Here is a 12,524-nt window from a genome sequence, read left to right on the forward strand (position 1 = left end):
ATTCACTTAAGACTTTGCGCCAGGCTGCGCATGGCGTGAATTTGGCTGTTTCTTTCCCTTTGGCCGCTTGTCACCCTGTGGTTATTTTTAAACCACTTGAAATATACCCTTAACGGGTATAGATTCGCAGGGAGAGCGAATGGTCGACATTTATCTCACCAAAACCTTTCAGGGTTTTGCCGCACGCGAGCGCATCAGTGATGCCACGATAGTGAAAGCGGCGCGAGAGATGCAACATCAGCTGTACGACGCCAATCTTGGCGGTTGCGTATACAAAAAGCGCATCGCTCGGGCTGGTGCGGGCAAACGTGGCGGCTATCGGGTACTGATCGTTTTTCGCGATGAAGAACGCCTGTTTTTTATGCGCGGCTTTGCCAAAAGTGAGAGAGAAAACATCAGTACGGATGAGTTACAGGGATTGAAACATCTGGCTGCGCTGTATCTGGATTATTCGCCATTCAGACTCTACCAGCTGGTCAACAACAGGGAGTTACGGAGGCTAAGCGATGAGTAAAATTCTTGCCGAGATCCACCAGGAAGTTCAGGGGCTGCACCGCGCCGGTTTCGTCGACGACGTGACCATGCGCACCTTCGACATGCTGTGCCTGCGGCCGGTGAAGCAGTTCGGGCCGGCCGAGATCCGCGCGCTGCGCGAACGGGAAAACGTCAGTCAGCCGGTATTTGCGCTGTATCTCAACGTCAGCAAAAAAGCGGTGCAGAAATGGGAGCGCGGCGAAGCGCAACCGAACTCCGCCGCGATGAAACTGCTGACGCTGGTGGAACGCAACGGCCTGCAAATTCTGGCCTGATGTTACTGATAATTGACGATCACCTGATTGCCAATCACCCGCAGCGGCGGGTTCAACCCGCCTTGCGACTGCACGTAATAGATAAAGCGCAATTCCGCATTGGCCGGCTCGCCCTGCAGACCGTCACTGCTGCCGCTGCCGCCGCCCAGTGGAATGCAGCGGTTCACCGTACACAGCTGCGCCTGCAGCCCCACTGGCTCCGGCCCCAGCAAACGGTAGCGCCAGCTGACGCGGGTGATGCGCGCATGGGCATCCGGCAGCGCGTTCGGCGGCCGCAAAGCGGCGGATTCATCACGCATGCCGCCCTGTTCCAGCGTCACGCCCGCCCCTTCGGCCACCCAGGAGCCGGACACCGCATAGGCGGCGAGCGGCGCCAGCAAACAAAATACGAACAAACAGCGTTTCATCAGGCGGCTCCAATGGTCGAGGTCATGCGAATCTGGCGATCGTCGTTAATCTCCAGGTTGGACAGCACCACGAGCTGCGGCAGGCTGCGACGCAGGAAGCGCGCCAGTAAAGGACGCAGCGCATGGTTAACCAACAGCACCGGCGGCGCGCTGAGCATCTCTTGCCGCTGCAGCGCCTGGCGCGCCTGATCCAGCAAGCGATCGGCCAGCCCCGGCTCCAGGCCGCCGCCGCCCTGCAACGCCTGCAACAACAAGCGCTCCAGCTGGGTATCCAGCCCGATAACCTGAATCTCGCCGTTGCCCGGGAACCACTGCTGCGTGATCGCCCGGCCCAGCGCCACCCGCACCACGGTCGTCAGCTCATAAGGATCGCTCTGCGCCGGGGCATGTTCCGCCAGCGTTTCGACGATGGTGCGCATATCGCGGATAGAGACGCGTTCGGCCAGCAGGTTTTGCAGCACCTTGTGCAACGTCGTCAGCGACACCACGCCCGGCACGAAGTCTTCGGTCAGTTTAGGCATCTCCTGCGACACGCGATCCAGCAACTGCTGGGTCTCCTGGCGGCCGAACAGCTCGCTGGCGAACTGGCCGATCAGGTGATTGAGGTGTGTCGCCACCACGGTGCTGGCTTCCACCACGGTAAAGCCCTGGATCTGCGCCTGCTCGCGCAAGGCGCTATCGATCCACACCGCCTCGAGCCCAAAGGCCGGATCGACGGTTTTGTCTCCCGCCAGCTCCCCAACGGCATTGCCGGGGTTGATCGCCAGCCAACGGCCCGGCTGCGCTTCACCGCTGCCGATCTCGACGCCTTTCATCAGGATGCGGTAGCTGGCTGGCGGCAGTTCCAGGTTGTCGCGAATGTGCACCACCGGCGGCAGATACCCCATGTCCTGGGCAAATTTCTTGCGGATCCCGCGGATACGCCCAAGCAGCTCGCCGTTCTGTTGAAAGTCGACCATCGGAATCAACCGGTAGCCCACTTCCATCCCCAGCGGATCTTCCAACTGCACGTCGGCCCAGCTGGCCTCGGCGGCCTGCGGATTCTCCGGCATCACCGGATCTTCCACCGTTTTCGGCGCCTGTTGTTCACGGCCGCGCAGCCACCAGGCGAGGCCCAGCAGAGCCGCGGTAAACAGCAGGAACACCAGGTTCGGCATGCCCGGCACCAGCCCCAGCAGGCCCAGCACCCCGGCGCTCAGCAGCATCACGCGCGGATTGTTGAACAGCTGGCCCACCATCTGCTCGCCGACATCCTGATCGGTCGCGACGCGGGTGACGATAACGCCGGCGGCGGTGGAGATCACCAACGCCGGGATCTGCGCCACCAGGCCGTCACCGATGGTCAGCAGCGTATAGCTTTCCGCCGCCGCCCCCAGTTCCATGCCGTGTTGCACGACGCCGACCAACAGGCCGCCAACCACGTTCAGCACCATGATCATCAGGCCGGCGATGGCGTCGCCGCGCACGAATTTACTGGCGCCGTCCATCGAGCCGTAGAAGTCGGCCTCCTGGGTCACTTCGGCGCGGCGTTTCTTCGCTTCGTCTTCACCGATCAGGCCGGCGTTCAGATCGGCGTCGATCGCCATCTGTTTACCCGGCATGCCGTCCAGGACGAAACGCGCGCCCACTTCGGCGATACGCCCCGCCCCCTTGGTGATCACCATGAAGTTGATTAACACCAGGATGATGAACACCACGATGCCGATGGCGAAGTTGCCGCCCACCAGGAAGTGGCCGAAGGCTTCCACCACGCGGCCGGCGGCGGCGGAACCGGTATGCCCCTCCAGCAAGATGATGCGCGTCGACGCGACGTTGAGCGACAAACGCAGCAACGTGGAGAACAGCAGGATGGTCGGGAAAGCGGCGAATTCGAGCGTGCGCTGGGTGAACATCGCCACCAGCAGCACCATGATCGACAGCGCAATGTTGAAGGTAAACAGCAGGTCGAGGATAAACGCCGGCAACGGCAACACCATCATCGACAGAATCAGCAGGATCAGCACCGGGCCGGCCAGCACCTGCCACTGCGTATCTTTAAAATTGCCCGGCAAACGAAGCAGGGAGGCCAAATTAGCCATCAGAGTCACTCTCTCTTGCAAAATCCAGTGCTTCCGGCACCGGTAAACGTTCAGGTTTTTTCGGGATCAGGCCGCCCTCGCGCCGCCAGCGGCGCAGTTGGTATACCCAGGCCAACACTTCGGCGACCGCGGCATACAGGGTGGCCGGAATATGCTGGCCGATCTCGCTGTGCCGATACAGCGCACGCGCCAGCGGCGGCGCTTCCAGCATCGGGATGCGGTGCTCCGCACCGAGCTCGCGAATGCGCAGCGCGATTTCACCGGCCCCTTTGGCCAGCACTTTCGGCGCACTCATTTTTTTGTCGTTGTACTGCAACGCGACGGCGTAGTGAGTCGGGTTGGTGACGATCACGTCCGCCTTGGGCACATCGGCCATCATGCGGCGCCGGGCGATCGCCCGCTGCTGCTGACGAATGCGCCCCTTGACGTGCGGGTCCCCTTCCTGATCCTTGAATTCGTCGCGGATATCCTGCTTGGTCATCTTCAGCTTTTTGAAGTGGCTCCACAGCTGATAGAACACGTCGAACGCCACCATCGGCGTCAGCCCCAGCACCACCAGAAAACCGCAGAACAGGATCATCTGCAGCGCATTGCCCAGCGCATCGAGCGGCTGCTGGGTCATCAGATGCAGCATCGCCGCCCAGTTGTGCCACAGATAGAGGCCGGTCACCCAGCCGACCAACGTCGCTTTCAGGATCCCTTTCAGCAGCTCGGCCAACACCTGGCTGGAAAAGATGCGTTTCAACCCGGACAGGGGGTTTAGCCGCTTCATATCGAACTTGATCGACTTGCCGCTGAACAGAATGCCCCCCAACAGCATCGGCGCGGCGAGCGCCACCAGCACCAATCCCGCCATGATCGGCAGCAGCGCCAGCACAGCCTGTCGCAACAGCATGCCGAGCTGGCGAAGCATCTGCTTGTCGTTACTGACCATGCCGTGGTCAAAGTTCAGACCTTGCGTGAGCATCGCCGCCAGCTGTTGCGCCATGTTGCTGCCGGACATCAGGATAATCGCCAGGCCGGAGAGCAGCATCAGCACCGAGGTCAGCTCGCGGGAGCGCGGGATCTGGCCGTCTTCACGCGCCTTCTCCAGCCTGTGGGGCGTGGGGGCCTCGCTTTTTTCCAGATCGCTGTCTTCAGCCACGAAACGCCGTTCCTGTATCGGGAGGGTAAAGAATGGCGGTCAGCATGCCAAAAAATTGGCGATGTCATTGGCGGAACAACGGGGAAAAAGGCGGGTTATTTAGGGGATGAGACCATCAGGGAGACGTTACAACCAATTTTCCAGCCGCAAACCCTCAACGCGCTCAAATTCGCGTCGATTATTGGTCACCAGGATCAATCCTTCGCTGCGCGCATGCCCGGCAATATGTAGATCGTTTACGCCAATAGGCGTTCCCTGTCGTTCCAGCGCAGCCCGGATATTGCCGTAGTGCGATGCCGCTTTGGCGCTGTAATCGAGAATGTCCAATCGGGAGACAAAATCCTCAACGACTCTGGCGTTCACCGCTGGACGAGCGCTTTTCTCCACCCCGTGAACCAATTCGCCATAAGTGATCGACGAAATGACCATTTTACCTGCATAGCGATTGAATGCCTCCAGCACTTCCAGCGGCCGGCGCTTGATGACATAGATAACAATGTTGGTGTCCAGCATATGACTGAACATCAAAACGCTTCCCGCTCGCGCTGGTGCTGTCCGGCACGTTCATTGAGAAAATCATCGCTCACCTCATTTTCCGCACAGAAGAAACTGTCCCAGGTATTCTCCAGGGGGGCAAGAATGCGCTCTTTACCCACTACGCGAACGGTCACTTTAGAAACGGTATCAGGGAAACGCGCCTCTGCAGGCAGGCGTACAGCCTGTGTCCGATTATTAGTAAAGACAGAACCTAACGTCATGGTGACCTCCTTTAATTGGAGTACAAATTATAACCGCCATGATGTATATAGCAATGCTATATACTCAAATCTTTGCGCGACGCTGCGCAACTTTCGGGGCGCGACGCTGCGCAACTTTCGGGGCGCGCCGTCGCGCGCCCCGAAAAGCCTCAGAAACCGAGGCTGTCGAGCAGATCGTCGACCTGCGCCTGGTTGGCGATCACGCCGACGCCGTTCTGGTCGAGCTGCGGGCCGTTCAGCAGGCTGTCGTTCGGCCGTTTTTCCTTCACCGGCTGCTCCGGCATGTTTTCCATCAGCACCATCAGCAGCTGCTTTTCGATCTCCTGCACCACGTCCATCATGCGCTTGATCACCTGGCCGGTCAGATCCTGGAAGTCCTGCGCCATCATGATTTCCAGCAGTTGGGCGTTGGTAAAGGCCGTATGGCCCGGCACCTGATCCAGATACTGACGCGTGTCGTTGACCAGAGAACGCGCGTCGTCCAGTTCGATGGGATTGGCGAACCACTCGTCCCAGCGCCCTTTCAACGCGTTGGCGCCGGATTCCAGCTCCGCCTGGCGCGGTTGCGCCGCCTCCACGCAGTTCAACGCCCGTTCCGCCGCCTGCGCCGTCATGGTTACGACATAGTCAAGACGGTCGCGCGCATCCGGGATCGCCTCTGCCGCCTGGGCGATCGCCTGATCGAGCCCCAGTTCGCGCATGCTGTCGCGCAGCATTCGGGTCAGTTGGCCGATGCGGGAGATGATCTCTCCCGCGGTCGCTGCATCGCTGGCAGGCATTGGAATGTCTCTCATCGCCCTCTCCTTACATGCCCAATTTTTCAAAAATCTTGTTGAGCTTTTCTTCCAGCGTCGCCGCCGTAAATGGTTTCACTACATAACCGCTGGCGCCGGCCTGCGCCGCCGCGATGATATTTTCTTTCTTGGCTTCCGCCGTCACCATCAGTACCGGCATCGCGGCCAGCGCGCTGTCGGCGCGGATGGTTTGCAACAGCTCGAGTCCGTCCATGTTCGGCATGTTCCAATCGGACACCACGAAGTCGAAACCGCCGGCGCGCAGCTTGTTCAGCGCATCCGCGCCGTCTTCAGCCTCTTCGACGTTGTTGAAGCCCAACTCTTTGAGCAGATTTCTGACGATGCGGCGCATGGTGGAGAAGTCGTCCACAACCAGAAATCTGAGGTTTTTGTCTGCCATTGTTACTCCTGAAATAGTTAACCGTTTAATGATGCAACACCGCAGGCCGCCGCGCGGCGAACCTGGGTCATATCGCCGCCGGGTAGACCCTGCGGACTAAAATCAAATGCGCAATGCCTGGCCGCCGGCGATCTGCGCCAGCATGCGCTGGCTCATTCTGTCCAGCTCGACCACTTCGCTGACGCCGCCGCTGGCGATCGCCTCGCGCGGCATGCCGAACACCACGCAGCTCGCCTCGTTCTGCGCCAGGGTATAGGCCCCGGCGCGGTGCATCTCCAGCATCCCCGCCGCCCCGTCGTTGCCCATGCCGGTGAGGATCACCCCCACCGCATTACGGCCGGCGTATTGCGCCACCGAGCGGAACAGCACGTCGACCGACGGGCGATGGCGGTTGACCGCCGGGCCGTCATGCAGCTTCACCTGATAGTTGGCGCCGCTGCGCGTCAGCTCCAGGTGGCGATCCCCCGGTGCGATATAGGCGTGGCCCGGCAGCACGCGCTCGCCGTCCTCCGCTTCTTTCACCGTGATCTGGCACAGCTTGTTCAGCCGCTCGGCGAACGAACGGGTGAATCCCGGCGGCATGTGTTGAGTGATCAGCAGCGCCGGGCTGGTGGCCGGCAGCGGCTGCAGCACCTGGCGAATCGCTTCGGTGCCGCCGGTGGAAGCGCCGATGGCGATCAGTTTTTCACTGCTCAACAGCGGCGCATGGCTGAGGATCGCCGGCGCCGGGCTGCTGGAGCGCTGCGGCAGGCGCGCTCTGACGGCGGTGCGGATCTTCTCGGCAATCAGCTCGCTGTAGGCCAACATGCCCTCGCGAATGCCGAGCTGCGGTTTGGTGACGAAGTCCACCGCGCCCAGCTCCAGCGCGCGCAGCGTGATTTCCGAGCCTTTTCCGGTCAGCGAAGAGACCATCACCACCGGCATCGGCCGCAGGCGCATCAGCTTCTCGAGGAAATCCAGCCCGTCCATGCGCGGCATCTCGACGTCCAGCGTCAGCACCTGAGGATTAAATTTTTTGATCAGATCGCGCGCCACCAGCGGATCCGGCGCGGTCGCCACCATTTCCATGTCGGCATGGCCGTTCACGATTTCCGTCATCAGCTGGCGCATCAGTGCCGAATCGTCTACGCATAACACTCTGATTTTACTCATTACCTCTCCTTGGTCAGCCCATACACGGTCTGCCCACGCAAGTAGAAATCCCGGCTGATCTGGCTGAAATTCTCGGAGTGGCCGGCGAACATCAGCCCCCCCGGCTTAAGCAAGGGAACGAAGCGGCGCAGGATGCGCTCCTGCGTCGCCTTATCGAAATAGATCATGACGTTGCGGCAAAAAATGGCGTCGAATTGCCCCGGCAGCGCCCACTCCGGCGCCAGCAGATTCAGCGGCTGAAAGTTCACTCGCGCCGCCAACTCCGGCCGCACGCGCACCAACCCCTGATGCGGCCCGGTGCCGCGCAGAAAATAGCGCTGCATTTGGGTCGGCGTCAGGGTGCGCAGATCTTCCTGGCGGTAAACGCCCGCCTCCGCTTTTTCCAGCACCTGCGTATCGATGTCGCTGGCCCAGACCTGGCAACTGCCGGCCCGCTGGCCCAATGCATCGCTCAGCGTGATGGCGATCGAATACGGCTCTTCACCGGTCGAGGCCGCGGTGCTCCAGACGCTGTAGCCGTTCGGCCGCGAGCGCGCATGCTCCGCCAGGATCGGGAAGTGATGCGCCTCGCGGAAAAAGGCCGTCAGGTTGGTGGTCAACGCGTTGATGAACGCCTGCCATTCCGCGCTGTTCGGATCGCTTTCCAGCAGCGCCAGGTAGTCGCCGAAATCGTGCAATCCCAACAGCCGCAGCCGGCGCACCAGGCGGTTGTAAACCATCTCGCGCTTATGCTCCGCCAGCACGATGCCGGCGCGTTGATAAATCAACTGGCTGATACGGCGAAAATGCACGTCCGACAGCGGCAGACGCTGCACCATTTGCGTCAACATCGACGCTGTATCCCGGTTAGAAGTTGACGGCGCCTGTTTCATGCCGCCTCACCGGAGAAAAACGTGCTGCTTATGCGGTTTAACAATCTTGGGCTTCCTTTACCACGGGTGAAACTGCGTTGCTGCTGTTACCTGACGCGACGAAGTTATCGTCCGCCAGACGGAATACCGCGACCGCGTCGGCCAGGGTAATGGCCTGCTCTTCCAGCGCGGTGGCGGCAGAAGCGGATTCTTCCACCAGCGCGGCGTTCTGCTGGGTGACCTGATCCATCTGGGTCACCGCCTGCGTCACCTGCTCGATGCCGCGGCTCTGTTCATCCGATGCCGAGGCGATCTCGCCCATGATGTCGGTTACGCGCGTCACCGAACGCACGATGTCCTGCATGGTGGCGCCGGAATTTTCCACCAGCACCGAGCCGTGTTTGACGCGGCTGACCGATTCGTCGATCAGCACCTTGATCTCTTTCGCCGCCTGCGCGCTGCGGCTCGCCAGGTTGCGCACCTCGCCGGCGACCACGGCGAAACCCCGCCCCTGTTCGCCGGCGCGCGCCGCTTCCACCGCCGCATTGAGCGCCAGAATGTTGGTCTGGAAGGCGATGCCGTCGATCACGCTGGTGATGGCGCCGATTTTCTGCGAACTGTTGGCGATATCGTGCATGGTGGTGACCACGTCCCCGGCCAGTTCGCCGCCCTTGGCCGCGGTGGCCGAAGCGTCGCGCGCCAGCTGAGAGGCCTGCCGCGCATTGTCGGCGTTCTGCTTCACCGTCGCGGTCAGCTGTTCCATGCTGGCGGCGGTTTCTTCCAGCGAAGCGGCCTGCTGCTCGGTACGGGAAGAGAGATCGTTATTGCCTTCGGCGATCTCCTGCAGGCCGATCAGAATCGACTCCGCACCGTCGCGCACCGCGCCGACGGTGCCGATCAGCGACTGCTGCGTGCGTTGCAGGCTGGCGAACAACATGCTGATTTCATTGCGGCCATACACTTGAATCGGCGTCGCCAAATCGCCGGCGGCGATGCGTTCAAAGTGGCTGCGGATTTGGTTCAGCGGCTGTACCAACATGGTGCGCAACCACCACATGGCGCTGCCGGTCACCACGATCAGCATCAAGACCGCCCCCGCCAGCATCAGGCCCGCCAGCGTGAAGGAGAATTGGTTGGCGTCTCGAGCCTCGCTGATGTCGCCGTTGACCAACTGCAAATACTGCACGAAGTCAGCCTCAAACAGGTCCTGGGTTTTCTGCGTCGGCTGATCCATAAACGCCTGCAGCTCGCCCTTTTCCAGGAAACCGATCAGTTCACGCAGCGCGCCGCGCAGCCGCTCGTAGCTGGCCTTGGTGGTGGCCGTCTGCTGGTTCTGCTGTTCACTGCTGCGTTCAACCGCCATGAACTGATTGAAATAGAGGTCGGCCTTCTGCAGCGAACTGCGGGCGCTGCTCATCAATTCGTTCACCTGCTCCTGCGGCAGTTTCAGCGCCGCGCGGGTGCCGGCGCGGTTCAGCGTATTGCGGGCCTGCAACAGCGACACCCAGCTCAGGCTGAGCGAATCGCGCTGCTGGCTGCCGAGGGTGATGATGTCGAGGTTGTGGTTATCGGAGCGAAACGCGGAATACGACAGGCCGCTGCTGGCCAACTGCAGAACGCAGAAGGTCATCAACAACAGGAACAAGCTGGTAGAGATACGGATTCGGTTAAACACTGTGAACCTCCTTGCAGCCGGCCGGCGACCGGCCTACGTAGGGAAAAGGGCCTCTGCGAGAGAGGCCCGATACCGGTCAGAACGTTTCCCAGTTATCCTGCAGATCGCTGGCGTTCATTTTCTTATGATTGATTACCGGTGTTACCGGCGCCTTGCTGGTGACAGGCGCCTTAAACTCTTCCTGGCCTTCCGACCTCAAGCGGAATACCGCTACCGACTGGGTCAGCATGCTGGCCTGTTCTTCCAGCGCCGCCGCCGCCGAGGCGGATTCTTCCACCAACGAGGCGTTCTGCTGGGTGACGCGGTCCATTTCCGCTACCGCCTGGCCAACCTGATCGATGCCGCGGCTCTGCTCGTCCGAAGCCGAGGCGATTTCGCCCATGATGTCGGTCACGCGGGTGACGGCGTTGACGATGTCGCCCATGGTTTCCCCGGCGCTTTCCACCAGCACGGAGCCCATATCGACGCGGCTGACCGAGTCTTCGATCAAGCCTTTGATCTCTTTCGCCGCCTGCGCGCTGCGCTGCGCCAGGTTGCGCACTTCACCGGCCACCACCGCGAAGCCGCGGCCCTGTTCGCCGGCGCGCGCCGCTTCCACTGCGGCGTTCAACGCCAGGATGTTGGTCTGGAAGGCGATGCCGTCGATCACGCCGGTAATATCGGCGATCTTCTGCGAACTGCCGGCGATGTCGTGCATGGTCTGCACCACGTTGGCCACCACCTTACCGCCTTTCTGCGCGGTTTCGGAGGCGCTCAGCGCCAGCTGTGAAGCCTGACGGGCGTTTTCGGCGTTCTGTTTCACCGTCGCGGTCAGCTGTTCCATGCTGGCGGCGGTCTCTTCCAGCGACGCGGCCTGCTGCTCGGTGCGGGAGGAGAGATCGTTGTTGCCCGCGGCGATTTCTGACGCGCCGCTGTAGATGGCGTCCGCGCCCTGACGCACGCCGCTGACGGTTTCGATCAGTTCGCTTTGCATGTGTTTCAGGCTGGCCGCCAGCACGCCCATTTCGTTGCGGCTGTTGACGACGATCTGCTGAGTCAGGTCGCCGGCGGCGATCTGTTTGATGTGGTCGATCATGCGGTTCAGCGGGCGCACCAGGATGTGATGGATACCGGTCCAGACCAGTACGATCACCGCCAGCACCACCACCAGCACCACGATCAGCGTCCAAATGGCCGAGTTGTACGAGCTGTTGCTGCCGTCGACCGCGATTTGGTACAGCTTGCCGTTTTGCTCCAGATAAACGTTGTAGCTCTGCTCAAAGTTGTCCTGGTAACTCTGCGTAGGCTGATCGAAGAACGCGTTGATTTTGCCTTCGCCCAGCAGTTGGATCAGCTCGGAGAGCGCGCCGTACAGCACATCGTACTGCTGCTTGAGGCGTTCCGCCGACTGAGGATCCTGGCGCGGGTCCTGAGGAATTTTCTCGTACGCGGCGTAGTGTCTTTCCGCTTCACCCAGCTCTTCCTTCGCTTTGGCCAGCAGTTCATCAATGGTGGCGCCGCTGCCGATCTTGTTGGTATCCATCATGTAGCGAATACCGGCGCGGTTCAGGGAGTTACGCGCCTGCAGCAGGTCAACGCGGCTTTCACTCAGCTGCAGCTGCTGCTGGCGGATCGTTTGCAGGACGGTAAAGTTTTCCTTATCGCTTTTCAGCGAGGAGAAAAAGAGTCCGCCCGAAATCAACTGCAAGGCGCCAAACAGCACCAACACCAGCAACAGGCTGGTGACCACCTTCATACGATTTAACATGATTTCCCTTGTTGAAGCCCGCGCAGACAGGCTCTGATGACGTTGAATGTGAGAGTTATCGGCGCCGTGCGGCAAAACTTTATGCGGGAAAGTAACTATTTTTAGTGGGGGTTCCGGGCGCGGCTGAGGCCATCGCGACAGATCAGGGAAAGTGAAGGTTAAAGGGGGCGGCGCCCCGCCCCTTGAGTCTGAAATCAGACGCTTTTCGCCACGCTGTCGACCAGCGACATCTCTTCGCTGCTCAGCAGCTTTTCGATATCCACCAGGATCAGCATGCGCTCGCCCAGCGAACCGAGGCCGGTGAGATATTCGGTCGCCAGCGTCACCGCGAACTCCGGCGCCGGACGGATCTGTTCGGCGGTGAGCGACAGCACGTCGGAGACGCCGTCAACCACGATGCCCACCACGCGCTGGCCAAAGTTCAACACGATCACCACGGTGTTCTCATCGTAGGAAACACTCTGCTGCGAAAACTTCACCCGCAGATCGATGATGGGAACAATCACGCCGCGCAGGTTGGTGACGCCCTTGATGAACGCCGGGGTGTTGGCGATGCGGGTCACCTGATCGTAGCCGCGAATTTCCTGCACCTTGAGGATATCGATGCCATACTCCTCGTTGCCCAGGGTAAAAATCAGAAACTCTTGCCCTACCGTTTCGCCAGCCAATTTGCTGACGGCTGCCAATCCTGCCATATCATTCACCTTTT

General features: G+C 60.8%; 14 protein-coding genes. 2 read left to right on the top strand and 12 right to left on the bottom strand.

The window, feature by feature from the left end:
* Nucleotides 1-139 precede the first annotated feature (139 nt).
* Both J0F90_RS14850 and J0F90_RS14855 read left to right on the top strand, forming a co-directional pair.
* Nucleotides 140-514: a type II toxin-antitoxin system RelE/ParE family toxin gene (locus J0F90_RS14850; RefSeq protein WP_033640023.1), complete on the top strand. Its 375-nt coding sequence runs from the start codon at nucleotides 140-142 to the stop codon at nucleotides 512-514.
* A complete protein-coding gene (locus tag J0F90_RS14855) occupies nucleotides 507-809 on the top strand; it encodes a helix-turn-helix domain-containing protein (RefSeq protein ID WP_015378258.1) in 303 nt (100 codons plus the stop codon). Before J0F90_RS14850 ends, J0F90_RS14855 begins: the two co-directional genes overlap by 8 nt.
* Nucleotides 810-811: 2 nt before the next feature.
* Here the strand turns inward: J0F90_RS14855 and J0F90_RS14860 are convergent, their stop codons facing one another.
* The 12 genes from J0F90_RS14860 to cheW all read right to left on the bottom strand — a co-directional run bounded on the left by J0F90_RS14860 (nucleotide 812) and on the right by cheW (nucleotide 12,510).
* Entirely contained in the window at nucleotides 812-1,216 is a 405-nt protein-coding gene (locus J0F90_RS14860) for a flagellar protein FlhE (protein ID WP_033640022.1), read from the bottom strand.
* Nucleotides 1,216-3,294 (bottom strand): flagellar biosynthesis protein FlhA, encoded by a 2,079-nt coding sequence (gene flhA, locus J0F90_RS14865; protein WP_016927291.1) that lies wholly within the window; start codon nucleotides 3,292-3,294, stop codon nucleotides 1,216-1,218. Before flhA ends, J0F90_RS14860 begins: the two co-directional genes overlap by 1 nt.
* Nucleotides 3,287-4,438: a flagellar biosynthesis protein FlhB gene (flhB, locus tag J0F90_RS14870; RefSeq protein WP_033640021.1), complete on the bottom strand. Its 1,152-nt coding sequence runs from the start codon at nucleotides 4,436-4,438 to the stop codon at nucleotides 3,287-3,289. Before flhB ends, flhA begins: the two co-directional genes overlap by 8 nt.
* Nucleotides 4,439-4,564: 126 nt before the next feature.
* Nucleotides 4,565-4,963: a type II toxin-antitoxin system tRNA(fMet)-specific endonuclease VapC gene (gene vapC, locus J0F90_RS14875; protein WP_033640020.1), complete on the bottom strand. Its 399-nt coding sequence runs from the start codon at nucleotides 4,961-4,963 to the stop codon at nucleotides 4,565-4,567.
* Nucleotides 4,963-5,196, bottom strand: a complete 234-nt coding sequence (gene vapB, locus J0F90_RS14880) for a type II toxin-antitoxin system VapB family antitoxin (protein ID WP_033640019.1) — start codon at nucleotides 5,194-5,196, stop codon at nucleotides 4,963-4,965. Before vapB ends, vapC begins: the two co-directional genes overlap by 1 nt.
* Nucleotides 5,197-5,345: 149 nt before the next feature.
* The gene (gene cheZ, locus J0F90_RS14885) at nucleotides 5,346-5,990 is read right to left on the bottom strand and encodes a protein phosphatase CheZ (protein WP_004934858.1); all 645 of its coding nucleotides are present in this window, start codon (nucleotides 5,988-5,990) and stop codon (nucleotides 5,346-5,348) included.
* A 10-nt stretch (nucleotides 5,991-6,000) separates the two neighbouring features.
* Nucleotides 6,001-6,390, bottom strand: coding sequence for a chemotaxis response regulator CheY (gene cheY / locus J0F90_RS14890; protein WP_004934862.1), 390 nt, complete (start codon nucleotides 6,388-6,390; stop codon nucleotides 6,001-6,003).
* 102 nt (nucleotides 6,391-6,492) lie between these two features.
* The gene (locus tag J0F90_RS14895; protein ID WP_033640018.1) at nucleotides 6,493-7,542 is read right to left on the bottom strand and encodes a protein-glutamate methylesterase/protein-glutamine glutaminase; all 1,050 of its coding nucleotides are present in this window, start codon (nucleotides 7,540-7,542) and stop codon (nucleotides 6,493-6,495) included.
* Nucleotides 7,542-8,414: a protein-glutamate O-methyltransferase CheR gene (gene cheR, locus J0F90_RS14900; protein ID WP_025159837.1), complete on the bottom strand. Its 873-nt coding sequence runs from the start codon at nucleotides 8,412-8,414 to the stop codon at nucleotides 7,542-7,544. Before cheR ends, J0F90_RS14895 begins: the two co-directional genes overlap by 1 nt.
* 37 nt (nucleotides 8,415-8,451) lie before the next feature.
* A complete protein-coding gene (locus J0F90_RS14905; RefSeq protein ID WP_033640017.1) occupies nucleotides 8,452-10,068 on the bottom strand; it encodes a methyl-accepting chemotaxis protein in 1,617 nt (538 codons plus the stop codon).
* A gap of 76 nt (nucleotides 10,069-10,144) precedes the next feature.
* Nucleotides 10,145-11,815 (bottom strand): methyl-accepting chemotaxis protein, encoded by a 1,671-nt coding sequence (locus J0F90_RS14910; protein ID WP_004934873.1) that lies wholly within the window; start codon nucleotides 11,813-11,815, stop codon nucleotides 10,145-10,147.
* Between the two features lie 194 nt (nucleotides 11,816-12,009).
* Nucleotides 12,010-12,510, bottom strand: coding sequence for a chemotaxis protein CheW (gene cheW / locus J0F90_RS14915; RefSeq protein ID WP_025303271.1), 501 nt, complete (start codon nucleotides 12,508-12,510; stop codon nucleotides 12,010-12,012).
* Between the last annotated feature and the right edge of the window lie 14 nt (nucleotides 12,511-12,524).

It is taken from the genome of Serratia marcescens subsp. marcescens ATCC 13880, from assembly GCF_017299535.1.
Classification (GTDB): domain Bacteria; phylum Pseudomonadota; class Gammaproteobacteria; order Enterobacterales; family Enterobacteriaceae; genus Serratia; species Serratia marcescens.